The sequence below is a fragment of the Vogesella sp. AC12 genome (assembly GCF_024437575.1).
GTDB classification, from domain to species: Bacteria; Pseudomonadota; Gammaproteobacteria; order Burkholderiales; family Chromobacteriaceae; genus Vogesella; species Vogesella indigofera.
In genome coordinates, this window is the sequence record NZ_JANFNU010000002.1 from 475,635 (window position 1) to 498,672 (window position 23,038).

The following is a 23,038-nucleotide window of genomic DNA, read 5'->3' on the forward strand; positions in this document are numbered from 1 at the left end:
CATTCGTAATTGCGGTGGTGGCCAACCTCGACAAGGTTGGCCGCAAGTTTTCTCAGCCCAGTTCCTTCAGCAGCTCCTTCACCCGCACGATGCGCATCGCCACGTCCGGGATGCTGCTTTCCACCCGCAGCTTGTCCTGGCCAGCCAGCTTGTAGTTACGCTTGGTCTGGATCAGCTGGATGATCTTCATCGGGTCGATGGGCGGGTTCTTGATGAAGGTCAGCTGCAGCGCCACCTCGCTGGCGTCCAGCTTCTGGATGCCGATCACCTTCGCCGCCAGCCGCAGGCGGTGGCTTTCGATCAGCGTCTTCACGCTTTGCGGCGGCAGGCCGAAGCGGTCGATCAGCTCCTCGTGGATGGTGTCGATCTCGTCGTCGGCATCGCAGGTGGCGAGGCGCTTGTAGATGATCAGCCGCTCGTGCACGCCAGGGCAGTACTCGTCCGGCAGCAGCGCCGGGCTGTGCAGGTTGATCTCGGTGGTCACCCCCAGCGGCGCGTCCAGATCCGGCTCGCGCCCCTTTTTCAGGTCGCGCACCGCCTGCTTCAGCATCTCGGTGAACAGGCTGAAACCGACCTCCTGCATCTCGCCGGACTGGCCCTCGCCCAGCACCTCGCCGGCGCCGCGGATTTCCAGATCGTGCATCGCCAGATAGAAGCCGGCGCCCAGTTCCTCCGAGGCCTGGATCGCTTCCAGCCGTTTTTGCGCGTCGCGGGTCATGCCGTCGCCGGACAGCAGGTAGGCGTAGGCCTGGTGGTGGCTGCGGCCAACCCGGCCGCGCAGCTGGTGCAGCTGGGCGAGGCCGAATTTGTCGGCGCGGTTGATCAGGATGGTGTTGGCGTTGGGGATGTCGATGCCGGTCTCGATGATGGTGGAGCACAGCAGCACGTTGTAACGCACTTGCAGAAAATCACGCATCACCTGTTCCAGCTCGCGCTCGCGCAGCTGGCCGTGGGCGACGGCAATGCGCGCTTCCGGCACCAGCTCGGCCAGTTTTTCACGCATGTTTTCGATGGTGTCGACCTCGTTGTGCAGGAAGAACACCTGCCCGCCGCGCTTGAATTCGCGCAGCATCGCCTCGCGGATGATGCCGTTGCTGATCGGGCTGACGAAGGTTTTCACCGCCAGCCGGCGCGACGGCGCGGTGGTGATGGCGGAGAACTCGCGCAGCCCTTCCAGCGCCATCGACAGCGTGCGCGGGATCGGCGTCGCGGTCAGCGTCAGCACGTCGACGTTGGCGCGCAGCCGTTTCAGCTGCTCCTTCTGCCGCACGCCGAAGCGGTGCTCCTCGTCGATGATCACCAGCCCGAGGTTGTGGAAGCTGACATCCGGCTGCACCAGCTTGTGGGTGCCGATCACGATGTCGATGCTGCCGGCGGCCAGGCCTTCCATCGCCTGCTTCACCTCTTTCGCGCTCTTGAAGCGCGACAGCTCGGCGATGCGCACCGGCCAGTCGGCAAAGCGGTCGGAGAAGTTCTGGAAGTGCTGTTCGGCCAAGAGCGTGGTCGGCACCAGCACCGCCACCTGCTTGCCGCCCATCACCGCGACGAAGGCGGCGCGCAGCGCGACTTCGGTCTTGCCGAAGCCGACGTCGCCACACACCAGCCGGTCCATCGGCCGGCCGCTGGTCATGTCGCCGATCACCGCCTCGATCGCCGCCGCCTGGTCAATGGTTTCCTCGAAGCCGAAGCCGGCGGCGAAGGCATCGTAGTCGTGGTGGCTGAGGGTGAAGGCATGGCCCTCGCGTGCGGCGCGCTGCGCGTACAGGTTGAGTAGCTCGGCGGCGGTGTCGCGCGCCTTCTCGGCGGCCTTTTTCTTGGCCTTCTCCCACGCCGGGTTGCCCAGCCGGTGCAGCTGCACGTCGTCGCTGGCGCGGCCGGCGTAGCGGCTGATCAGCTGCAGCTGCGCCACCGGCACGTACAGGGTGGCGCCTTCGGCGTACTCCAGCTGCATCATCTCGGTCTGGCCGTCGCCGAGGTCGATCGACACCAGCCCCATGTAGCGGCCGATGCCGTGCGCCTCGTGCACCACCGGATCGCCAACCTTGACCTCGGCCAGGTCGCGCAGCATGGCGTCGGAGCTGGCCGCGCTCTTGCGGCGCTTGCCGTGGCTGCGCGCGATGTGCTGGTACAGCTCGGCCTCGGTGACGATGGCGATGGCAGCGTGGTGCAGCTCGAAGCCGTTGAACAGCGGCGTGGCGGCCAGCGCCAGCGGCTGCCGGCCGTCGGCGAAAGCTTGCCAGTTGTCCACTGCTTGCGGCTGGATGCCGTTGTCGCGCAGGAACTGGAACAGCGTCTCGCGCCGGCCGAGGCTCTCGGCGGCGATCAGCACCCGGCCGCCGTAGCGGCGCAGAAACAGGTCGAGCTTGGCCAGCGGGTTGTCGGCGCGGCGCTCGACGCCGAGATCGGGCAGCGGCAGGTAGTCGCCCAGCGGCTCGCCGTCGTTGGCCAGCTCGATGCGCGGGTAGGGCTTCAGCGCACCCATCAGCTCGTCCGGACGCAGGAACAGCTCGCCCGGCGGCAGCACCGGCCGTTCCGGATTGCCGCCGGCCATGTTGTAGCGGCTCTGCGCGTCGCGCCAGAAGCCTTCCGCCTCGGCCAGCACATCGCCGTGCACGATCACGTTGGCCGCAGTGCCGAGGTAGTCGAACAGCGTGGCGCTGTGCTCGAAGAACAGCGGCAGGTAGTACTCGATGCCGGCCGGCCACAGGTTGGCGGAGACATCCTTGTAGATGCGGCTCTTGCTCGGGTCGCCTTCCATCTTCTCGCGGTAGTGCTGGCGGAAGGCGGTGACGCCGGCCTCGTCGGTGGGGTACTCGCGCGCCGGCAGCAGGCGGATCTCCGGCACCGGGTACAGCGTGCGCTGGGTGTCCGGATCGAAGGTCTTCAGGGTGTCGATCTCGTCATCGAACAGGTCGATGCGGTACGGCAGCGCGCTGCCCATCGGGAACAGGTCGATCAGGCCGCCGCGCAGCGAAAACTCGCCGGGGGCGACCACTTGCGATACGTGCTGGTAGCCGCCGGTGACCAGGTCGGCGCGCAGCTTGTCCACGTCCAGCCGCTGCTTCTGCTTCAGCCAGAAGGTGCGCGACAGCAGGAAGCTGACCGGCGACAGGCGGGTGATGACGGTGGACACCGGCGCGATCACCACGTCGCACTCGCCATTGCGGATTTGCCACAGCGTGGCCAGCCGTTCCGATACCAGGTCGCTGTGCGGCGAAAAGTGGTCGTAGGGCAGCGTTTCCCAGTCCGGCAGCAGGGCGATGCGCAGCTCAGGGCGGAAGAACGGCAGCTCGGCCTGCAGCCGCTGCGCGTCCTGCGCGCTGGCGGTGAGGATCAAAACCGGCTGTCCCGGATGCGGCAGCGCAGCAATGAGCGCGCTGTCGGCACTGCCCGCCGGCCGTGTCAGCCGGGTTCTTTGCCCGCTGGCGGGCCACGATCGCAAAGAGGAGGTCATATCGCTATACATTCGCAAAGAGGCGGGTATTATAGCAACGCCACCGGATGAGGGCCGCGCAAGACGGTCAATCAATATCAATAAAGTCCGGGGCATTACCCGCGTACGTTTTCACTCAGGAAACACTGTTTTCCCGGCCCTTTGCCGGGCGGGCAGGCTATACGCCATCAGCTGATAAGGGTAGGGGAGCAGTGGAGAGACAGACTCGGAACGCCTTGCTGGCGTTCGCCGTTTTCGTGGCCGGCATTTATGCGTGGCCCGCGCAGTTGGCCGCGCCCTTGTTGCCGGCGATGTTCCTGTCGCACGGGGCGCTGGCGTGGCGCGCCGGCAGTGCCGGCCTGCGCGCCGGTCTGGTCTGGTGTGCGCTGGGCGCCGCCGCCGCGTTTTGGCTGTTGCCGCCGCTGCCGGCGCTGCTGTGGAGCGCCACGCTGTGCCTGCCGCTGCTGGTGTTGCGCCAGGTGTTGCCACCGCGCCATTTCCGTCTGTATAGCGCCTTCGGCATCGAGCGGCTGATGCTGCGCCTGTGTCTGCCGGCGCTGTTGATCGTGCTGCCGCTGGCATTGGCGTCAATGGCGCCGCCGCTGCAGTGGTTGGGCTGGTTTGCGCTGGCGTGGCTGTCGCTGCTGCTGTTCTGCGGTTTGCTGTTCACGCCGGCGCCGAGCAGCGCGATGCAGTTGCGCACGCTGTGGCTGGGCGCGCTGATGGCCGGCGGCTTTGCGCTGCTGTGGTTGCCGTTTGGCCAGCCGCAACTGCTGTACAGCCTGATCCTGTTGCTGCCGCTGCTGGTGTTCGCCGCGCCGCGCTACGGCAGCGTCGGCCAGAGCGGGCTGCTGGCGCTGGGATTGCTGCTGCTGTCGCTGCCCTTGCGCCTGGGCGTGCCAGGTTGGGCCGTGCTGCACGACACCCAGGCGGCGCTGACCATGGCGCTGTGCGCCGGCCTGCTGTGCGGCGTGGCGGTGATGGGCGATCTCTACCGTCGCCGCGAACGCCTGCTGCGCGACGTGCGCGCGCAGTTCGAATCCCTGCTCAACCAGAGCACCAGCCTGATGACGCTGAAGGACACCAACGGCCGCTACCTGCTGGTGAACCTCAACTTTGCCCGCCTGTTCGGCCTGCCGGCCGAGCACTTCAAGGGCAAGACCTCGCGCGACGTGTTCGACGCCGACGAGGCGGCCCGCATCAACAGTCATGATCAGCAGGTGATGCACAGCCTGGAGTCGCGCCAGTTCGAGCAGCGTATCAGCAGCGGCGGCAAGCACTACCTGATGCTGTCCAGCGTGTTCCCGCTGTTCGACAGCGACGGCCTGCCGGCCGGCGTCGGCAGCATCTCGGTCGACATCAGCCAGCGCGAGGAAGAAGAGCGCCAGCGCCACGAGGCGATGGAGAAATACCGCGCGGTGGTGGAGCAGTCGCTGATCGGCATCTACATCGTGCAGGGCGACACCCTGGTCTACGTCAATCCCAAGCTGTCCGACCTGGTCGGCTACGCGGCGGAGGACTTGCTCGGCCGCTCGATCACCTCGGTGCTGGTGGCCGGCGAGGACGAGCGCATCCGCCAGCAGATCCGCCGCCGCATGCGCGAGAACATCTTGGTGATGCACTACACCACGCGCCTGTTGCACCAGAGCGGCGACATCGTCGATGTCGAGATCCACAGCCGGCTGTTCGACTACCAGGGCAAGAAGGCGATCATCGGCGTGGTGATGGACATTTCCGAGCGCGTGGCGGCCAGTGCCGAGCTGAGGTTGGCCGCAACGGTATTCGACAATGCCACCGAAGGCATCCTGGTCACCGACGGCGACGGCGCGGTGGTGATGGTCAACAAGGCCTTTACCCGCATCACCGGCTTTGCTTCCGACGAGGCCATCGGCCGCACCTCGCGCATGCTGAAAACCGCCAACCGCGAGCGCAACAAGCCCTTGATCGACGCCCTCAACCAGCAGGGCTTCTGGAAGGGCGAGATGTTCGACCGCCGCAAGTGCGGCGAGCCGTACACCGCCGAGCTGTCGATCAGCGCGGTGCGCGACGGTCACGGCGCGTTGTCGCACTACGTCGGCGTATTCTCCGACATCACCGGCCGCAAGCAGGCGGAAGACCGGCTGCAGTTCCTCGCCAGCCACGACCCGCTGACGCGGCTGCCGAACCGCTCGGCGCTGATCGAGGCGCTGGACAGTGCCATCGCCAGCCCGGACGAGGCGCTGCCGACCATGGCGCTGATGTTCATCGACCTCGACCGTTTCAAGCTGATCAACGACTCCTTCGGCCATCAGGCCGGCGACGAGGTGCTGCACGAGATCGCGGCGCGCCTGCTGCAGGCGGCGGAGCGCTTCGGCATGGTGGCGCGCCTCGGTGGCGACGAATTCACCCTGCTGGTACGCGATTTCGACAACCACGAGACGCTGGCGCGGATGGCGGAAGAGGTGCTGCACGCGCTGGCGCGGCCGATGCGGGTGGAAAGCCACGAGGTATTCGTCAGCGGCAGCATCGGCATCAGCGTCTACCCCAACGACGGTGTCGACGCCGTCGCACTGCTGAAGAACGCCGACGCCGCGATGTACCGCGCCAAGGAAGCCGGCAAGAACACCTACCAGTTCTTCGACGCGCAGATGAACGCGCAGACCTTCGAGCGGCTGCTGATGGAAAGCGGCCTGCGCCAAGCGCTGGAGCGCGGCGAGTTCGAGCTGCACTACCAGCCGCAGGTGGCCGGCGACGATCACCAGCTGGTCGGGGTCGAGGCGCTGATCCGCTGGCGCCATCCGCATCTGGGGCTGGTGTCGCCGGCGCGCTTCATCCCGCTGGCGGAGGAAACCGGCCTGATCAAGCCGATCGGCGCCTGGGTGCTGCGCGAGGCCTGTCGCCAGATGATGGCGTGGGATGCGCAGGGGCTGGCCATTCCGCGGCTAGCGGTCAACCTGTCAGCGCGCCAGTTCGAACAGCAGAGCCTGCTGCACGACGTGGCCGAGGTGCTGGCCAACACCGGGCTGGAGCCGGCGCGGCTGGATCTGGAAATCACCGAGAGCATGCTGATGCAGAATCCGCAGGAAGCGGTGCTGCTGCTGGGCGAGCTGAAGGCGCTGGGGGTGAAGCTGTCGATCGACGACTTCGGCACCGGCTACTCTTCGTTGTCTAACCTGAAGCGCTTCCCGCTGGACTATCTGAAGATCGACCGCTCCTTCATCGAGGGCCTGCCCGGCGACGAGGACAGTGCCGCCATCACCGAGGCCATCATCGCCATGGCGCGCAAGCTGCACTACACCGTGATCGCCGAAGGCGTGGAAACCGCCGAGCAGGGCGCCTTCCTGCGCCTCAACGGCTGCGCCATCCTGCAGGGCTACTACTTCAGCAAGCCACTGCCGGCGGCCAACCTTGCCAGCTGGCTGCTCAAGCACCAGCAACGCTGCCAGGCCAGCCTGGCCTGAGAGCCTGTTCAATGTCTGCTGCGACTGATCTCAATGGGGCGATACCGCGTTGAAAACGCCTTCGGCATGCTTGTCTATATCCAGCTCTACGCCGCTTCCTCAGTCGTTTTCGCCTTGTCTTGTTCTGGCTCGCGAGACTTTGCGCAGGTTCTGGGCTGTCATGTGTGGGCGAATAAAGCGCTACAATGCGCGCTTGATTTTTACTGGTGATGCCTCATGAGCAACAAGAAACTCATTCACGGCTTCCATGCCGTCAATGCCCGCCTGTGGCAAAACCCGAAAAGCGTACTGGAAATCTTTCTGGCCGGCGGCCGTCAGGACGTGCGCGCGCAGGCGGTGCTGGAGAAAGCCGCCGCCGAGGGCGTGAAGGCGCACATCGTCGACAAGGAGCGTCTGGACAGCATGACCGGCAAGGCGCGCCATCAGGGCGTGGTGGCGATGATCGACGCCAACCAGAACTTCGTCACCCTCGACGACGTGCTGGAAAACCTGTCCGAGCCGCCGCTGCTCTTGATCCTCGACGGCGTCACCGACCCGCACAACCTCGGCGCCTGCCTGCGCGTGGCCGACGCGATGGGCGCGCACGCGGTGATCGCGCCGAAAGACCGCTCCGCCACGCTGAACGCGACGGTATCGAAAGTAGCCTGCGGTGCCGCCGAGGTGGTGCCGTACATCACCGTCACCAACCTGGCGCGCACGCTGCGCGACCTGAAGGACGCCGGGGTGTGGATCGCCGGCACCGACATGGAAGGCAGCACCGACCTGTATCACTTCGACGGCAGCGGCCCGCTGGCGTGGGTGATGGGCGCCGAGGGCGAGGGCATGCGCCGCCTGACGCGCGAACACTGCGACGTGCTGGTGTCGATCCCGATGTTCGGCACCGTCGAGAGCCTGAACGTGTCGGTATCCGCCGGCATGGTGCTCAGCGAAAGCCGCCGCCAGCGGGTGCTGAAGGCGTCGTAAGCCGCGCGCCGCGCGATAAGGTTGGCCGCAACGCGCAAGCGTTGCGGCCTTTTTATTGCCTTGCATGCTGGCGCTGCCGCGCGCCTGAACTTGTCGCCGCGCGCGCGGTCATTGTCTATATACCTTATGGGGGTATAAGATAATGGCCATTGAACAGGAGCCAGTCATGGAGCGTCGCTTTTTCCTGCAGGCCGGCAGTGTGCTGGCCGGCCTGCCGTTTGTCAGTCGTGGCGCATGGGCCGAAAGTACCGCGCCCGATCACGCCGCCATGGGCCACAGCATGGCGCCAGCCGCCGCCAGGAGCGGCAGCGGCCCGAGCTTGCCGCGCGGCGAGCCGTTGCCGGCCTTGCAGCCGCTGGCTAACCAGGCCGCCGTTGCCGGGCAGTTTTCCGGCCGCCTGCGCGCCGCGCCGGTATCGGTGGCCTTGTGGGGCGACCAGCGCCGCACCGCGTTCTGGGCTTACAACGACAGCGTGCCCGGCCCGTTGCTGGAGCTGTGGGAGGGCGATGAAGTCGAGCTCGCCTTCGACAACCGGCTGCCGCAGCCGACCACCATCCACTGGCACGGCATGCCGGTGCCGCCGGCGCAGGACGGCAATCCGCACGACCCGGTGCCGCCCGGCGGCAGCCGCCGTTACCGTTTCCGCCTGCCGGACGACTGCGCCGGCAGCTACTGGTATCACCCGCATCCGCACGGCCATACCGCGGAACAGGCGTACCGCGGCCTGGCCGGCGCCGTCATCATCCGCAGCAAGCGCGACCCGCTGCGACACTTGCCGGAAAAACACCTGCTGCTGTCCGATCTCAAGCTGGACGACAACGGCCAGATTGCGGCAAACGACATGGCCGACCTGCACGACGGCCGCGAAGGCCAGTTCCTGCTGATCAACGGCGCGTGGCAACCGCAGATCGCGCTGGGCCGCGGCGAGCGCCAGCGCTGGCGCATCTGGAACGCCAGCAGCAGCCGCATCATCAAGCTGGCGCTGCCGGCGCACGAGCTGCAGCTGGTCGGCAGCGACGGCGGCCTGCTGGCCGCGCCGCGCGACATCGACAGCCTGCTGCTGTCGCCGGGCGAACGCGCCGAAGTGGTGGTCACCGGCCGCTTTCACGCCGGCAAGCCGGCCGGCCTCATCAGTCAGCCCTATGTGCGCGGCAAGCGCATGCACGCGGAGCAGACGCAGGACGAGACGCTGGCCAGCGTCGTCGAGCACGGCATGCGGCCAACCCTGGCGCTGCCGGCCACGCTGCGCGACATCGCGCCGCTGGGCACGCCCGGCCACCGCCGCCGCATCGTGCTGTCGGAAAACATGGCTGACGCCAAGGCACCGTTCCTGATCAACGGTCGCAGCTACGACATGAATCGCATCGACGGTACCGGCGAGGTTGGCCGCATCGAGGAGTGGGAAGTGGTGGCCGACGCGCACATGGACCATCCCTTCCACCTGCACGGCACCCAGTTCCAGGTGCTGGCCCGCAGCGTGGACGGCATCTGGGAAGACGAGCCCTTCCTCGCCTGGCGCGACGTGGTCAACGTGCCGGCCGGCGAGATGGTGCGCTTGCGCTTCGTGCAGGCGCTGCCCGGCCTGCGCATGTATCACTGCCACATCCTGGAGCACGAAGACCAGGGCATGATGGCGCAAATCGATTTTTTGCCGAGGTAAACCATGGACGACTCTCAACATGACTGCTGCAGCGACAAGCGCGTGGTGCAGCCGGACAAGGCCGCGCTGCTGAAACGGCTGGCGCGGCTGGAAGGGCAGGTACGCGGCGTGGCCGGCATGATCGACGCCGACCGCTACTGCGTCGACGTGCTGACCCAGATCGCCGCCGCACGCTCGGCGCTGGACGCGGTGGCGCAGCAGCTGCTGGAAAGCCACCTCAAGGGCTGTGTGTCGCGCGCGGTCAGCGCCGGCAACAGCGACGAGGCCATCGCCGAGGTGATGGCCCTGCTCAAGAAAATGCGTTAACACACTTTCCGACTGGAGAACGAAATGGCAAACCTGATCCTGACTGTCGACGGCATGACCTGCGGCGGCTGCGCCAACAGCATCAAGAAGGCACTGGCCGGCGTGCCCGGTGTGGCCGAGGTGGAGGTCGATCTCGCCAGCAAGCGCGTCAGCGTGCAGCACGACGGCAATGCCGACGAAGGCGCGCTGCGCAGCGCCATCGAAAACGCCGGTTTCGACGTGATCGGCTGAGCGCTTTGCCACAGATGGCACGGCAAAAGCGCACAATACGTGCCGCGACATTGCGGCACGGCGCATAAGTCCGTACAATCTTCAGCTTTTAACCCTTGCCCTTCGCTATTACGCATGACGAAGGGTTTTATAGCCACAAGGAGTTCACATGCGGCACTACGAAATCGTGTTCATCGTCCATCCGGATCAGAGCGAACAGGTTGGCGCCATGGTCGAGCGTTACAAGGGCATGGTCCTGAACGCTGGCGGTCAGATTCACCGTCTGGAAGACTGGGGCCGTCGTCAACTGGCTTACCCGATCCAGAAAGTTCACAAAGCTCACTACGTGCTGATGAACGTTGAATGCGCTACCGAGACTCTGGCTGAAATCGAACACGCCTTCAAGTTCAACGACGCCGTTCTGCGTCACCTGACCATCAAGATGAATCACGCTATCACCGAAGCATCCCCGATGATGAAGGACGAAAAGGCGAAGAGCTTGCTGGAAAACCAGGCAGCTGCAGCCGAGGCTGAAGTTTCTGCCTAATTGGCAGGTAACGGATCCTTGCAGAACCGAATTGAACTGACCGCTACGGTCGAACGCGAAGACTCGCTGAGATGCACGCCCGCCGGCTTGCCGGTGCTGGAAATGTGGCTCAGACATCAATCCCGCCAGAGTGCGGCCAACCTGGAACGTGATGTGGTCTGTGAAATACAGGCCGTGTTGCTGGGGGAGGGTGCCAGAAAGATGGCAGGAAAGATGGCAGGAAATGTGGTGCAGTGCACCGGTTTTCTCAGTCAGCGCAGTTTACGTAATCCCCGGTTGGTTCTGCATATCGAACACGTTGAATTTGTAAAAGGTTAATCAAATGGCACGTCAACTCTTCAAGCGCAAGAAGTTCTGCCGCTTCACCGCGGAAGGCATCAAAGTAATCGACTACAAGTCTGTCGATCTGCTGAAGGACTTCATCGCCGAAAACGGCAAAATCATCCCGGCTCGTATCACCGGCACCAAGGCTGGCTACCAGCGTCAACTGACAGAAGCTATCAAGCGCGCGCGCTTCCTGGCTTTCCTGCCATTCACTGACCAGCACTAAGACCGGGAAAGGACCGACAAGATGCAAATCATTCTGCTCGAACAAGTCGCCAACCTGGGTACCCTGGGTGACGTGGTAAACGTGAAGAACGGCTACGCCCGTAACTTCCTGATTCCGCAAGGCAAAGCCAAGCGTGCAACTGAAGCCAACCTGAAAGAATTCGAAGCTCGCCGTGCCGAGCTGGAAGCCAAACAGGCTGAAATTCTGGCAGACGCCAAAGTCCGCGCTGAAAAACTGAACGAAGCTACTGTTACCATCGCGCAAAAAGCCGGTGTTGACGGTCGCCTGTTCGGCTCCGTGACCAACGTTGACATCGCTGAAGCCGTTACCGCTTCCGGCGTTGCCATCAAGCGTTTCGAAGTTCGTCTGCCAAACGGCCAGCTGAAGGCCATCGGCGAGTACGACGTTGAAATCGCCCTGCACCACGACGTTGTGGTTGCGATCAAGGTTGTGGTTGTTCCTGCCGTTTAAGCAAGACAGCACTGCCCGCAACACAGAAAAGCCGCCCTCGGGCGGCTTTTTTCATGGCCGCCTGCCGGCGACGCCGCTTTATGTCGCATTGCACAACGTCAATGTCCTGTTCTCGAACGCCTGTTTGTCCCGCTTGGCGCATAATGCCAACAGATCAATGGAGGGCGCGATGATGGAACTGGTAATTGCTGCAGTATTGTTATTATTTTTTGTTTTTCCGCTGTTTGGTGGCGTGCTGGCCTTTGTCAGCGGCGCGATCCGGCCGCGTTTTCACCACGGCAAGGTGCTGTCCGGCTGGCATCCGCTGAACCCGTACTACAAGCTGTCGCCGTATCACTTCGGCAAACGCTGAGCCGATACCGTTCGCTGCAGAATGGCCCCGCCCGCGCGGGGCTTTTGTTTTGCGGCCAACCTTGGCCGCCGCCACCGCTGGCCGCCCCTGTCAGTCCCGTTCGCCATCTCCCAGCCGGCGCGCTTCCACTTCGAACGGGTTGTCTAGGTACGGCCGCTTGCCGCGCAACCACAGCCACAGGCTGGCAGCGGGGTAGGCCAGCAGAAACAGCACACCCCAGCGCTGGTACTGGCGCACATGCACCTGCTCGTGCGCGCGCAGCCGCGCCAGCAGCTGCCGGTTCTGGCCGATGATCACGTGGCCGAAGGTGATGGCGGCAAACGGCAGGCGCCGCACCTTGTCATCCGGCCACAGCGCGATCTCCAGCGCGCCGTGCTGCCGGCTGGCACGCGCGCCACACAGCAGCAGCGGCAAGGCCAGCAACAGGCCCAGCAGCGAGCAGGGCGCCGCCCACAGGTAGGCGGCGAGGCGACACAGGCGCATGGCTACTTGACTGCCCGCGCCATCAGCAGGCTGTCGTGATAGCCGCCATGGCGCAGGCTGTCGCCGCGCAGCGTGGCTTCGCGGGCAAAGCCGTACTTTTCATACAGCGCAATTGCCGGCGCGTTGTCGCTGAACACCATCAGCTGCAGCCGGCGGTAGGGCAGGTAGTCGCTGACCTGCCCCAGCAGCGCCTGCAGCAGCACACTGCCCACGCCCTGGCCGTGCTGCGCCGGGTGCACGATGATGCCCAGCTCGGCGATGTGGCCCAACCGCGGGTTGTCGCTGGGTTGCCAGATGGCGGCATTACCGACGATGCTGCCATCCGCCGCTTCCGCCACCAGGCTGTACTTGCAGTCGCTCAGGCGATGCCGCCAGGCGTTTTCGTCCGGGTAGGGCAGCTGCAGGGTATTGGCCTGCACGCTATCGTGCGCCATCAGCGCGGCCACGCCGGCTGCGTCGTCCAGCTCGCTGTGGCGCAGGTGGAACAGCTGGCGCGGTCTGTCCTGCCGCGGTGCGGGCCGGGTGGCGGGTTCGGCGGGCCTGGTGCTGGCCGCATGCTCGCCGGGGCGAAAGCGCAAGCGCGCCATCAGCACCGCATCCTGGTACACGCCTTCACGCAGGTTGAAGCCGCGTGCCACGCCCTCGTGCTCGAAACCGTAGCGCTGGTACAGCGCGATGGCGCCGTGGTTGTCGTGCACCGCATCCAGCTCAATGCGCTTGAGATCCAGCCAGTTGTCGGCGTAGTCCAGCAGCGCGCGCATGAGCGCACCGCCCACGCCCTTACCCTGCCAGTCGTCGCGCACCATCAGGAACAGCAGCGCTGTATGGCGGCGCCGTGGTGGGATGACCAGGTGCAGGCCGCCGCAGCCCACCAGTTCGCCATCCGGCGTGCAGGCCACCAGCGCGTGGATGTGGGGTGGAAAGTTGTCCAGTAATTGCTGCACGCTGGCCAGCGACTGGAACGGCTGCTGCAGGGTATTGCGCACCACGCCGGGGCTGGTACGCAGGCGGTGCAGGGCGGCGGCATCGGTCGGGGCGAGGCGGCGGATCTGGTAGTGCATGGGCGGCTTTCGCGATTACCGGGCGCGACAGCGGTTGGCCGCACCCAAGGTAGCCACCATGCCATGAGGATGGGCGTGGTGACAACTGCCCGTGCGGCCAACGTTGTGGCCGGCACGGGCAGGCGGGGCGGTGTCGCCTAGCGTCGCGGCTGCGTCGCACTATCCACCAGCACCATCAGGTGCTGGTAGGGGATGCCGCTGTGGCTGGACAGGCCGATCTCGCAGGTGGCGCTGGTAGAGAAGCCGCCGCCGCAGCCGGCAACCTGTTGTTTCAGCCCGGTCAGCGCACTTTCGTTCAGCTCCGGGTGGCTGAAGCCTTTGTCGCCGGCAAAGCCGCAGCAGGTGATGCCGGCCGGCTCGATCACCGTGCTGGCGCAGCGTCTGGCCAGCGCGTTGAGGGTGGCGGACTGGCCTTTCTTGCGCATCGAGCACACCACGTGCAGCGCCACGGTCTCGTCCTGCGGGCTGAACTGCAGATACTGCGCCGCTTCCTCTTGTACAAACGTGGTCACGTCCACAATGCGCAGGCGCTTGTCCTGCACGCCATCCAGCAGCGCCGCGGTGCACACGCCGTTGTCGATCAGCACCGGCCAGCGGCCGTTGTCGCTGGCGGCCAGCAGCGCGGCCTCCACTTCGTTGATTTTCTTCTGCGCCGCCTCGCTGGCGCCCTTGGACTTGAATGGCGTGCCGCAGCACAGGTTGGCCAGGTTGTCCGGGTACAGCAGCTGGTAGCCGGCCTTGTTCAGCACCGAGGCCACCACTTCGTTCAGCTGCCGCGCGTCCGGCGCCTTGGCGGACGGCACGAAGGTGCGGGTCAGGCACGACGGCAGATACACCACCTTGCGCGCGCTGCCGGCCTGGCCGGCGGCCAGTTGCAGCTTGCCGGCGGCACGCGGGAAGTACGGCGTCCAGCGCGGAATCTTGCGGCCAACCACCTTGCGCAGGCCGCGCATGATAGCGCCGGTGGCGGTGTCTCCAGCCACCGCGTGCAGGGTGTCCAGCGCCTTCAGCCCCAGCCTGGCGCCGCTGGCGGCGGCGGCAAAGTTGTCGGCCAGGGTGTTGGCGGTGGCCCAGCCGATGTCGGTCAGCTGCGCCTCGCGGATCAGGCTGGTCAGGCTGCCGGTGTTGATGCCCACCGGGCAGGCGGTTTCGCACAGGCCACAGGTGGTACAGGTTTCATCGCCGGCGTACTGGTAGGCGGCCTGGATCTCGGCCAGCCGCTCGCTGTCGCCCTGTTTTTCCAGTAGCGCCATCTCGCGGTTGGCGACGATGCGCTGGCGCGGGGTGAGGGTGATGGCGCGGCTGGGGCACATCACCTCGCAGAAGCCGCACTCGATGCACTTGTCGATCAGCGGGCCCACCGCCGGAATCGGCTTCAGGTCGCGCACGTGCAGCAGCTTGTCGTGGGTGATGATTACATCCGGGTTGAGGATGCCCTGCGGGTCGAACAGCGCCTTGATCTCCTGCATCAGGCGATAGGCGGTGGCGCCCCATTCCAGCTCCACGAACGGCGCCATATTGCGGCCGGTGCCGTGCTCGGCCTTCAGCGCGCCTTCGTACTCCACCGCCACCAGCTGGCACACCGCGTCAATAAACGCCTCGTAGCGGGCGATTTCCTCCGCACCGCTGAAGTTGGGGGTGAACACGAAGTGCAGGTTGCCTTCCAGTGCGTGGCCGAAAATGATGGCCTCGTGGTAGCCGAACTGCTGGAACAGCGCCTGCAGCTTCAGCGTGCCCTCGGCCAGATGCTCGATCGGGAAGGCGACGTCCTCGATGATCACCGTGGTCTCGGCCGCGCGCATCGCGCCCACGCTGGGGAACATGCCCTTGCGGATGTTCCAGTACTGGGTGTACTCGGCCACGTCGCTGGTGAAACGGATGCCGGTTTCGGTGGCGATGTGCTGGATAAAGCCGCTGATGGCCGCCACGTTGGCCGCAATCGCGTCCGGGCTGGCGGCGCGGGTTTCCATCAGGATGGCGGCGGCGTCCGGCCCCAGCGTCTTGATGAAGTCCGGCACCCCGGCCTTGTTTTCCACCGATTTCAGGCTGGCGCGGTCCAGCAGCTCGGCCGACGACACCACGTCCTTGTGCTGCGCCAGGATAGCAATCGCGTCGCAGGCGGCCTTGATGCTGTCGTAGAACACCAGCGCCGACGCCTTGTGCGGGTGCTCCACCACGCTGTGGTAGGTCACCTCGGACACGAAGGCCAGCGTGCCTTCGCTGCCCACCAGCAGGTGCGTCAGCATCTCCAGCGGGTCGGCAAAATCCAGCAGCGCGTTCAGGCTGTAGCCGGTGGTGTTCTTCATCTTGTACTTGCGGCGGATCCTGGCCGCCAGCTCGGCATCGGCCAGCACGCGCTGGCGCAGGGCGGCCAACTGTGCCAGCAGGCTGGCGTGGCTGACGCGGAACGCCGCCACGCTGGCGGCGTCGCCGCTGTCCAGCAGTGTGCCGTCGGCCAGCAGCAGGCGTAGCGATTTCAGCGTCTGGTAGCTGTTCTCGGCGGTGCCGCAGCACATGCCGCTGGAGTTGTTGTTGACGATGCCGCCGATCATGGCGGAATTGATGGTGGCCGGATCGGGGCCGATCTTGCGGCCGTAAGGCAGCAGCGCGGCATTGGCCTCGGCGCCGATCACCCCCGGCTGCAGGCGGATGGCGGCGCCGTCATCCAGCACCTGCAAGCCTTTCCAGCCGTGGCTGGCCACCACCAGGATCGAGTCGCTCACCGCCTGGCCGGATAGCGAGGTGCCGGCGGCGCGGAAGGTGACCGGCAGCTGCAGGCTGGCCGCCTCGCGCAGGATGGCGCGCACCTCGGCTTCGTTCTCGCTCTTGATGACGATCTTAGGCGTCAGCCGGTAACAGGAAGCATCGGTGCCGTAGGCCAGCGTCGACAGCGGGTCGCTGAACACCCGGCGCGCGGGCAGCACTTCCAGGATGCGTTGATGGAATTCGCGGTAGGCACCTTGCAGCATGAGACTCTCCGTGTGGCCGCGGCCGGCCTGTTCTGTTCTGGGTCAGCCCCGATGTTGCCACAACACAAACGCTTTCCCATCAGGGGTTTGCCCTTGTTTATGGCAAGCGGTTAAGCTGTTTGCAGCCATGGAGGACAAATCATGCTGATCGACAAGGAACGGGCCACCTTGCTGGTGGTGGACATCCAGGAAAAACTGCTGCCGGCGGTGCTGGATGCCGAGGGGATGCTGGCGCGCTGCCGCTGGCTGATTGCGGCGGCGCACGATGTCGGGCTGCCGGTGGTGTTTTCCGAGCAGTATCCGCAGGGGCTGGGGCATACCGCGCCGTCGTTGCTGGCGGCGGCGCCGGGTGCCGCGGTGGTGAGCAAGCTGCACTTCTCCTGCGTCGCCAGCCAGTGCCTGCCGCCGGAGCTGCTGCAGCGGCCGCAGGTGGTGGTGTGCGGCATGGAGACCCATGTCTGCGTGCTGCAGACGGTGCTGGAGCTGCTGGCACACGGCAAGCAGGTGTTCGTGGTGGCGGATGCGGTGTCCAGCCGCAGCCAGATCGATCGCGACGTCGGCTTGCAGCGCATGCGCGATGCCGGCGCGGTGCTGGTGACGCGCGAGATGGTGCTGTTCGAGGCGCTGCAGGTGTCCGGCACCGAGCTGTTCCGCCAGATGAGCAAGCGCTACCTGGTGGGCGAGCAGCCATCCTGATGGCGCGCTGCCGCCCGGTGTGGTGGCGGCCCCAAAAAGGAAAAGGTTGGCCGCAATCGCTTGCGGCCAACCTTGCCTTGTTGAGATGACGGCTGAGCCGTTCTGGTTCTCCCTCTATCTAACCCTGCACGTCGTCGTGCCGACGCCGTGTGACTATCCGGAAAAGAAGCCCCGAATTGGCGCATTGCACCAATTCGGGTGGCTTTGCTGCACCACTATTGTGCAAAAAAACTTCGTCAACCGAGCGTTTGGTCGATCGGACCACGCGATAAACGAAGAACAACACCTGTCGCTCCGTGGAGCAGGGTAGTACTTAGCAAGGGGTGTGCCAGCTCAAGGATGCTTGCATGCGGCGGTTATCGCTGATGCCGGTCTGGTGCGGCGATGGCCTGTGAAAAACGGCCCTGGCAGGCGCTTTCCTGCCGGGCCGTTTGCCAGGGTGATGCCGCCAAACCTGTCCCGATGGGCTGCCCTGACCCGGCGCCCGCCTCCAGGCGCGGCACGACCGCGGCATCGGAGCTGCGCCAGAGACAGGCTTAATGGCGCCTAGCTGGCGCGGAAGGCGATGCGGTAGATGTGTCCGTCCTGGTGCAGGTCCAGCAGCCAGTCCGCGCTGCCGGTGACGCAGGCCGGCAGCGTGACTTTGGCCTGCCAGTGGCCGCCGCCATCGACGAAGCGGTAGCGGTTGAAGCCCATGTCCATGTCCCGCATCGAGAATTCCGCCGTCGGCGCCCCGCTGCCTTGCTTGCTCAGCGTCAGCGTGAACGGACTGCGCTGGCGTGGGCCGTCGACAAAGCGCAGCACGCTGCCGTCCGGTAACGGGCAGCCCTGTTGCAGCACGCTGCAGCTGACGCTGGTGACGGCCGGTGCCGCCGGCTGGCGCTGCTGCAGATACCAGCTGATCAGCGCGACCTTGAGCGCGGCGAATACCAGCAGTGCCAGCGCGATGAACTGCCATTGCCTGCGGCTGAGTGCCTTCATTGCCACGCCCCCCGCATCAGCGCGATGCCGTGCGCGCCGTGCTGGCGGGCCGTATCCAGATCCGCCGCCTGCAGACCGCCGATGGCGAAGACCGGCAGCGGGATTTCGTCCTGCAGCAGGCGGGCAAAGCCGTCCCAGCCCAGTGCCGCCTGTTGCGGGTGGCTGGCGGTGGGCTGCACGTGGCCGAGCAGCGCGTAGTCGAGGCCGAGTGCCGCGGCATGCGCCAGTTCCGCGCTGCTGTGCGCCGAGGCGCCGACCCAGGCCAGATGCGGCGGGCGCTCGTCCAGTGCGGCCAACCTTTGGCTGCTCAGGTGCAGGCCGTCCACCGGCCAGCCCTTGATCCACGCCGGATCGGTGTTGACCAGCAGCTTGCCGCCTTTGGGGTGGACGATGTCGGCCACTTCGGCGACAAAGTCGGCCAGCTGTTCGCGGCTCTTTTGCGGCTCGCGCACGATGACCCAGCCAGGATTGTCGCGTTGCGCCAGCACTTCCAGCGTGTGGTCGCGACCGCACTCGCCGACGCAGCTGATCTGCAGCACGTCCGGCAGCTGCAGCGAGCGCAGCACCGGGTCGTTGGCCGGCAGCATCGGCGTGACGCTGTGATGGCCCGGTGTCTGCCAGGCAAAGGACTGCCCTTCGTGCGGCTGCGGCGTACCTTGCCACGCCCAGATGCGGAAGAAGCGCAGGTGCACCGAGGCGTGTTCGTAGTGGTGGGTGCGCGTCAGCCACGGCGTGGCGTGACTGACCTCGATGCCCATTTCCTCGCGGAATTCGCGCACCAGCGCGGCCAGCGGCGTTTCGCCGGGTTCGACCTTGCCACCGGGGAATTCCCAGTAGCCGGCGTAGGGCTTGCCGGCCGGCCGGCTGCCGAGCATGAAGCTGCCGTCGGCGTGCATCAGCGCGCCGGCGACAACGGAAATGACAGGTTTGGATTCAGACATGATCGGTATGCCAGACAGGAAGTTGCAATGGGGAACGGCGGCATGCAAAACGCCGCCGCTGACAGGCAGCGGCGGCGCGGCGGGCTAGCCGGATCATTTGGCGCCTTTGACGTGCTGCTCCAGCTCGTTGAACGACGGGCGTTCGGTGGAGTACAGCACCTTGCGGCCGAATTCGATCGCGCTTTGCGGCGCATAGCCTTGCAGGCTGGCCAGCAGCGTGGTCTTGATGCACTGGAATTCCTTGGTGCTGTCCTCGACCTTCTGTTCCAGCAGCGAACCCAGCGGCGACACCACGCCGTAGGCCAGCAGAATGCCGAGGAAGGTACCGACCAGCGCACTGCCGATCATGCCGCCGAGAATGGCCGGCGGCTGGCCGACCGAGCCCATGGTGTTGACCACGCCCAGCACCGCCGCCACGATACCGAAGGCCGGCAGCGCGTCACCGAGCTTGGTCACCGCCCCGGCCGGCATCGCCGCCTCGTGGTGGTGGGTTTCGATCTCGTTGTCCATCAGGTTCTCGATCTCGAAGGCGTTGAGGTTGCCGGACACCATGATGCGCAGGTAGTCGGTGAGGAATTCGATCACGTGGTGGTCGTTGGCGATATTCGGGTACTTGCTGAACAGCGGGCTGTCGTGCGGGTGCTCGACATCGTTTTCGATCGCCATCAGGCCTTCCTTGCGGATCTTGACCATGATCTCGTACAGCAGCGACAGCAGCTCCATGTAGCGTGCCTTGGTGTACTTGGAGCCCTTGAACGCGCCCGGCAGCGCGGCCTTGACCGCTTTCAGCGTCTTGCCCTGGTTGCTGACCACGAAGGCGCCGATGGCGCCGCCCAGAATCGCCAGCATCTCGGTAGGCAGCGCCTTGATGATCACCGTCATGTTCCCGCCGTGAACGATGTAGGCGCCGAAGATACAGCCCAGCGTGATCACATAACCAATGATGACATTCATAAGCAAGACTTCCTGAAATGGGGCGGTGAGGATGGTTGTTCGGCTGCGCACTGGCGCAGGGTATCGGGTGGCGGCAGCGTGCGGGCCCGCCGGCGCCGGATCGCTGACATGATATTGCATCGCGGCAAGCGCCGTGCATTTTTACCGCGCGGCGCCCGAATTGCGTTGCATACGCCGCGCAGTCCGCGCTCAAGACTAGGGGACCGCCCGGCAATCGGCAAGTGGCTCACTCGGCGCGGCGCTCCTTGCTGCTGCGCCCGGCCCAGTCGCAGGCAAACTGGTATGCCACCCGGCCGGAGCGGCTGCCGCGCAGCTGGCTCCACTGCAGCGCGGCGCGTTCGCTGTGCTTGCCGTGCTTGAGGCCGAAGTGCGCCAGCCAGCCGGCCACGGCGGCAAGATAGGCGTCCTGGTCGAACGGGTAGAACGACAGCCACAGCCCGAAACGGTCGGACAGCGACACTTTTTCCTCGGTGGTTTCGCCGGGATGGATCTCGCCGTCCTTGAGCCAGCCTTCGCGGTTCTCGCTGGCCTTTTCCGGCATCAGGTGGCGGCGGTTGGAGGTGGCGTACACCAGAAGGTTGGCCGCACGGCGCGCGAGGCCACCGTCCAGTGCCGATTTCAGCGCCTTGTAGCTGTCTTCGCCTTCCTCGAACGACAGGTCGTCGCAGAACAGGATGAAGCGTTCCGGCCGCGCCGCGACGGCATCGACGATCTGCGCGAGGTCAGGCAGCTGCGCCTTGTCGACCTCGATCACGCGCAGGCCCTGTGTCGCGTACTGGCCCAGCAGCGCCTTGATCAGCGACGATTTGCCGGTGCCGCGCGCGCCGGTGAGCAGCACGTTGTTGGCCGGGCGGCCGGCGAGGAATTGTTCGGTGTTGCGCTGCAGGCGCTGCTTCTGGCGTTCGATATGGATCAGCTCGTCCAGCGCCACGCTGTGCGGCTGGTGGATGGCCTCCAGCCAGGCGCTGGCGCCAAGGCGACGCCAGCGGAACGCCGGCGCGCTCCAGTCGGTGGCCGGTACCGCCGGCGGCAGCAGCGGCTCCAGTCGTGCCAGCATTGCTTCGGCGCGGGCGAGAAAGGCTTCGAGTTGGTCCATAAGGCGCCCTCGATTCAGTCGGTCAGGGTTTTGCGCAGCACTTCGATCTGCAGGTCGGCGCGCAGCGGCGTGCCGGCGTTGGCGTCATGCGGGAAGGGCTGGTACTCACCGGTCTGGCGGTAGCCGCGGCGCAGATAGTAGGCCAGCAGCTCCGGCCGTGCCGACAGCACCGTCATGTGGCAGTAGCTCGCCTGGAAGTGCTGCCGAGCGAACTGTTCGGCGTGGGCCAGCATCTGCTTGCCCAGCCCGCCGGCCTGGGTTGCCGGGTCTACCGCCAGCATGCCGATATAGCAGCCGTCGCCGTCCGCGACCACATTGACGCAGGCACACAGCCGCGCCTGCTGCAGCCCCAGCAGGATGTGGGAGTCGTCTTGCGCCAGCGTGAGCCGCACTTGCGCGGCATCGATCCGCGCGCCGGCGACCAGTTCGCTTTCATGCGTCCAGCCGGCCGCACCGGCGGGCGGGCGGTAGGCACGGTTGACGAGATCGGCGATGGCGTCGGCATCGTCGCTGGTGGCGGTACGGAAAGTGTCGATCGGCATGCTGGCTCCGTAGTGTGTCAGTCTCGCAGGGTGATCACTGGCCAGCCATGGGCTTCGGCGTGCGCCTTCAGGGTGTCGTCGGCATCGACCGCCACCGGGTTGCTGACGATGGACAAGAGCGGCAGGTCGTTGCGCGAGTCGCTGTAGAAGAACACCTTGTCGTAGCTGTCCAGCGTTTCGCCGCGTGCGGCCAACCATTCGTTGAGACGGGTGATCTTGCCGGCCTGGAAGCTGGGGGTGCCGCTCGGCTTGCCGGTGAAGTTGCCGCTGTCGTCTTCTTCCAGCTCCACCGCGATCAGGTGTTCCACGCCCAGTTCGCGGGCGATGGGGCCGGTGATGAAGCGGTTGGTGGCGGTGATGATCATCACCTCGTCACCCTGGGCAAAGTGCGCCGCCAGCAGCGCGCGCGCCTTTTGCGGGATGATCGGCTTAATGTGCTCTTCCATGTAAGCGGCGTGCAGGGTGTCCAGCTCGCTGCGCGAGAAGCGGGTCAGCGGCGCCAGCTGGAAATCGAGGAATTCGTAGATATCCAGCGTGCCGGCCTTGTACTGCTCGTAGAAGTAGTCGTTCTGCCGCGCGTGGTGCTCGGCGTCGAGGATGCCGCGTTTGATCAGGAATTTCGGCCATTCGCTGTCGGAGTCGCCAATGATCAGGGTGTTGTCCAGGTCAAACAGGGCAAGATTCATGGTGTTTCAGCTTTCGGTAGGGGCGGTTTGTAACACGTTCTTGACCAGCGGCACCGTGATCGGGCGGCGCATGGCCAGCGAGTAGCGGTCGAGCATGTCCAGCATGCCGATCAGGCTGGCCAGGTCGCGGCGCCAGTGGGTGAGCAGGTAACGGAACACGTCGTCGCCGATGGCCAGCTGGCGCTCGGCGGCGTGATGGCGCAGCGCCGCCAGCTTGTCGTCGTCGGACAGCGCCTTGACTTCGAACACAAGGCCCCAGCCGAGGCGGGTGCGCAGGTCGTCACGCACTGGCGCCTGCATCGGCGGCTGGTGACCGGCCATCAGCAGGCGGCCTTCGCCGCTTTCCTTCAGCGAGTTGTAGATCGAGAACAGCATGATCTGGTCGTCCGGCGCCAGTTCGTCGACATGGTCGACGGCGATGAAGCTGGCCTCGCGGGCGAAGTCGGGTAGTTGCTCGTGCTTGGCGTCGAGGTAGATCGAGGCGCGGCCGAGCAGCTCGGCGTGGGCGATCCACGCCTGCAGCAGATGGGTTTTGCCGCAGCCGGGTTCGCCCCACAGGTAGACGAAGCGCTCCCCGCCTTCCGCGGTCAGCGCGGCGATGATCTCGCTGTTGCGCTGGGCAAGAAAGTTGTCAAACCCGGGCAGGGGCGTGGGGCTGAGGTCGAGGACGAGCTGATCCAACATGCGGCAAGGTTCT

The 23,038-nt window shown here is 65.7% G+C and carries 22 protein-coding genes; 11 read left to right on the forward strand and 11 right to left on the reverse strand.

Going from position 1 to position 23,038, the window contains the following annotated elements; all coding sequences use genetic code 11:
- Positions 1 to 52 precede the first annotated feature (52 nt).
- Complete coding sequence (gene mfd / locus NOM55_RS06125) at positions 53 to 3,454, reverse strand: transcription-repair coupling factor (RefSeq protein WP_255907884.1); 3,402 nt, start codon at positions 3,452 to 3,454, stop codon at positions 53 to 55.
- 191 nt (positions 3,455 to 3,645) lie between these two features.
- Between mfd and NOM55_RS06130 the strand changes: the two genes are divergently transcribed.
- From NOM55_RS06130 to NOM55_RS06175, 10 genes are all read left to right on the forward strand, one after another.
- Positions 3,646 to 6,873, forward strand: a complete 3,228-nt coding sequence (locus tag NOM55_RS06130) for an EAL domain-containing protein (protein ID WP_255907885.1) — start codon at positions 3,646 to 3,648, stop codon at positions 6,871 to 6,873.
- Positions 6,874 to 7,089: 216 nt separating this feature from the next.
- A complete protein-coding gene (gene rlmB, locus NOM55_RS06135) occupies positions 7,090 to 7,836 on the forward strand; it encodes a 23S rRNA (guanosine(2251)-2'-O)-methyltransferase RlmB (protein WP_047967355.1) in 747 nt (248 codons plus the stop codon).
- Positions 7,837 to 8,002: 166 nt separating this feature from the next.
- Positions 8,003 to 9,496 carry a multicopper oxidase family protein gene (locus NOM55_RS06140; protein ID WP_255907886.1) on the forward strand — a complete coding sequence of 498 codons (1,494 nt, stop codon included), beginning with the start codon at positions 8,003 to 8,005 and terminating at the stop codon, positions 9,494 to 9,496.
- Between the two features lie 3 nt (positions 9,497 to 9,499).
- Positions 9,500 to 9,802 carry a metal-sensitive transcriptional regulator gene (locus NOM55_RS06145; RefSeq protein WP_047967357.1) on the forward strand — a complete coding sequence of 101 codons (303 nt, stop codon included), beginning with the start codon at positions 9,500 to 9,502 and terminating at the stop codon, positions 9,800 to 9,802.
- 24 nt (positions 9,803 to 9,826) lie between these two features.
- Entirely contained in the window at positions 9,827 to 10,033 is a 207-nt protein-coding gene (locus NOM55_RS06150; RefSeq protein WP_255907887.1) for a heavy-metal-associated domain-containing protein, read from the forward strand.
- A gap of 148 nt (positions 10,034 to 10,181) precedes the next feature.
- Positions 10,182 to 10,559 carry a 30S ribosomal protein S6 gene (gene rpsF, locus NOM55_RS06155; protein WP_047967359.1) on the forward strand — a complete coding sequence of 126 codons (378 nt, stop codon included), beginning with the start codon at positions 10,182 to 10,184 and terminating at the stop codon, positions 10,557 to 10,559.
- Positions 10,560 to 10,577: 18 nt separating this feature from the next.
- Positions 10,578 to 10,877 (forward strand): primosomal replication protein N, encoded by a 300-nt coding sequence (gene priB / locus NOM55_RS06160; RefSeq protein ID WP_082133736.1) that lies wholly within the window; start codon positions 10,578 to 10,580, stop codon positions 10,875 to 10,877.
- A gap of 4 nt (positions 10,878 to 10,881) precedes the next feature.
- Positions 10,882 to 11,109 (forward strand): 30S ribosomal protein S18, encoded by a 228-nt coding sequence (rpsR, locus tag NOM55_RS06165; RefSeq protein ID WP_047967360.1) that lies wholly within the window; start codon positions 10,882 to 10,884, stop codon positions 11,107 to 11,109.
- A 21-nt stretch (positions 11,110 to 11,130) separates the two neighbouring features.
- Positions 11,131 to 11,580 (forward strand): 50S ribosomal protein L9, encoded by a 450-nt coding sequence (gene rplI / locus NOM55_RS06170; protein ID WP_047967361.1) that lies wholly within the window; start codon positions 11,131 to 11,133, stop codon positions 11,578 to 11,580.
- Entirely contained in the window at positions 11,564 to 11,932 is a 369-nt protein-coding gene (locus tag NOM55_RS06175) for a hypothetical protein (protein ID WP_255907888.1), read from the forward strand. Before rplI ends, NOM55_RS06175 begins: the two co-directional genes overlap by 17 nt.
- 90 nt (positions 11,933 to 12,022) lie before the next feature.
- Here NOM55_RS06175 and NOM55_RS06180 read toward each other — a convergent pair whose 3' ends face one another.
- From NOM55_RS06180 to NOM55_RS06190, 3 genes are all read right to left on the reverse strand, one after another.
- Positions 12,023 to 12,415: a hypothetical protein gene (locus tag NOM55_RS06180; RefSeq protein WP_255907889.1), complete on the reverse strand. Its 393-nt coding sequence runs from the start codon at positions 12,413 to 12,415 to the stop codon at positions 12,023 to 12,025.
- Positions 12,416 to 12,417: 2 nt separating this feature from the next.
- Positions 12,418 to 13,476 (reverse strand): GNAT family N-acetyltransferase, encoded by a 1,059-nt coding sequence (locus tag NOM55_RS06185; RefSeq protein WP_255907890.1) that lies wholly within the window; start codon positions 13,474 to 13,476, stop codon positions 12,418 to 12,420.
- Between the two features lie 137 nt (positions 13,477 to 13,613).
- Complete coding sequence (locus tag NOM55_RS06190; RefSeq protein ID WP_255907891.1) at positions 13,614 to 16,445, reverse strand: FAD-binding and (Fe-S)-binding domain-containing protein; 2,832 nt, start codon at positions 16,443 to 16,445, stop codon at positions 13,614 to 13,616.
- 141 nt (positions 16,446 to 16,586) lie between these two features.
- Here NOM55_RS06190 and NOM55_RS06195 point away from each other — a divergent pair, with 141 nt between their 5' ends.
- On the forward strand, positions 16,587 to 17,141 hold the full coding sequence (locus NOM55_RS06195; protein WP_047967364.1) for a hydrolase: 555 nt from the start codon (positions 16,587 to 16,589) through the stop codon (positions 17,139 to 17,141).
- A 546-nt stretch (positions 17,142 to 17,687) separates the two neighbouring features.
- Here the strand turns inward: NOM55_RS06195 and NOM55_RS06200 are convergent.
- The 7 genes from NOM55_RS06200 to hda form a co-directional block, all read right to left on the reverse strand.
- A complete protein-coding gene (locus tag NOM55_RS06200) occupies positions 17,688 to 18,122 on the reverse strand; it encodes a hypothetical protein (RefSeq protein ID WP_255907892.1) in 435 nt (144 codons plus the stop codon).
- Positions 18,119 to 19,063, reverse strand: coding sequence for a Nudix family hydrolase (locus tag NOM55_RS06205; protein ID WP_305118851.1), 945 nt, complete (start codon positions 19,061 to 19,063; stop codon positions 18,119 to 18,121). The genes NOM55_RS06200 and NOM55_RS06205 overlap by 4 nt, the downstream gene beginning before the upstream one ends.
- A 93-nt stretch (positions 19,064 to 19,156) precedes the next feature.
- Positions 19,157 to 20,017, reverse strand: coding sequence for a flagellar motor stator protein MotA (motA, locus tag NOM55_RS06210; RefSeq protein ID WP_255907893.1), 861 nt, complete (start codon positions 20,015 to 20,017; stop codon positions 19,157 to 19,159).
- A 226-nt stretch (positions 20,018 to 20,243) separates the two neighbouring features.
- Positions 20,244 to 21,113, reverse strand: a complete 870-nt coding sequence (locus tag NOM55_RS06215) for an ATP-binding protein (RefSeq protein ID WP_255907894.1) — start codon at positions 21,111 to 21,113, stop codon at positions 20,244 to 20,246.
- 14 nt (positions 21,114 to 21,127) lie between these two features.
- Positions 21,128 to 21,655, reverse strand: coding sequence for a GNAT family N-acetyltransferase (locus NOM55_RS06220; RefSeq protein ID WP_255907895.1), 528 nt, complete (start codon positions 21,653 to 21,655; stop codon positions 21,128 to 21,130).
- Between the two features lie 17 nt (positions 21,656 to 21,672).
- Positions 21,673 to 22,341 (reverse strand): HAD family phosphatase, encoded by a 669-nt coding sequence (locus NOM55_RS06225; protein WP_047967370.1) that lies wholly within the window; start codon positions 22,339 to 22,341, stop codon positions 21,673 to 21,675.
- Positions 22,342 to 22,347: 6 nt separating this feature from the next.
- Complete coding sequence (gene hda, locus NOM55_RS06230) at positions 22,348 to 23,025, reverse strand: DnaA regulatory inactivator Hda (protein WP_082133732.1); 678 nt, start codon at positions 23,023 to 23,025, stop codon at positions 22,348 to 22,350.
- Positions 23,026 to 23,038: the final 13 nt, after the last annotated feature.

Coding starts and splice junctions, on each gene's coding strand:
- mfd (WP_255907884.1), bottom strand. CDS start 3,454: ATGACCTCCTCTTTGCGATCGTGGCCCGCCAGCGGGCAAAGAACCCGG.
- rlmB (WP_047967355.1), top strand. CDS start 7,090: ATGAGCAACAAGAAACTCATTCACGGCTTCCATGCCGTCAATGCCCGC.
- NOM55_RS06140 (WP_255907886.1), top strand. CDS start 8,003: ATGGAGCGTCGCTTTTTCCTGCAGGCCGGCAGTGTGCTGGCCGGCCTG.
- NOM55_RS06145 (WP_047967357.1), top strand. CDS start 9,500: ATGGACGACTCTCAACATGACTGCTGCAGCGACAAGCGCGTGGTGCAG.
- NOM55_RS06150 (WP_255907887.1), top strand. CDS start 9,827: ATGGCAAACCTGATCCTGACTGTCGACGGCATGACCTGCGGCGGCTGC.
- rpsF (WP_047967359.1), top strand. CDS start 10,182: ATGCGGCACTACGAAATCGTGTTCATCGTCCATCCGGATCAGAGCGAA.
- rpsR (WP_047967360.1), top strand. CDS start 10,882: ATGGCACGTCAACTCTTCAAGCGCAAGAAGTTCTGCCGCTTCACCGCG.
- rplI (WP_047967361.1), top strand. CDS start 11,131: ATGCAAATCATTCTGCTCGAACAAGTCGCCAACCTGGGTACCCTGGGT.
- NOM55_RS06180 (WP_255907889.1), bottom strand. CDS start 12,415: ATGCGCCTGTGTCGCCTCGCCGCCTACCTGTGGGCGGCGCCCTGCTCG.
- NOM55_RS06185 (WP_255907890.1), bottom strand. CDS start 13,476: ATGCACTACCAGATCCGCCGCCTCGCCCCGACCGATGCCGCCGCCCTG.
- NOM55_RS06190 (WP_255907891.1), bottom strand. CDS start 16,445: ATGCTGCAAGGTGCCTACCGCGAATTCCATCAACGCATCCTGGAAGTG.
- NOM55_RS06195 (WP_047967364.1), top strand. CDS start 16,587: ATGCTGATCGACAAGGAACGGGCCACCTTGCTGGTGGTGGACATCCAG.
- NOM55_RS06200 (WP_255907892.1), bottom strand. CDS start 18,122: ATGAAGGCACTCAGCCGCAGGCAATGGCAGTTCATCGCGCTGGCACTG.
- NOM55_RS06205 (WP_305118851.1), bottom strand. CDS start 19,063: ATGTCTGAATCCAAACCTGTCATTTCCGTTGTCGCCGGCGCGCTGATG.
- motA (WP_255907893.1), bottom strand. CDS start 20,017: ATGAATGTCATCATTGGTTATGTGATCACGCTGGGCTGTATCTTCGGC.
- NOM55_RS06215 (WP_255907894.1), bottom strand. CDS start 21,113: ATGGACCAACTCGAAGCCTTTCTCGCCCGCGCCGAAGCAATGCTGGCA.
- NOM55_RS06220 (WP_255907895.1), bottom strand. CDS start 21,655: ATGCCGATCGACACTTTCCGTACCGCCACCAGCGACGATGCCGACGCC.
- NOM55_RS06225 (WP_047967370.1), bottom strand. CDS start 22,341: ATGAATCTTGCCCTGTTTGACCTGGACAACACCCTGATCATTGGCGAC.
- hda (WP_082133732.1), bottom strand. CDS start 23,025: ATGTTGGATCAGCTCGTCCTCGACCTCAGCCCCACGCCCCTGCCCGGG.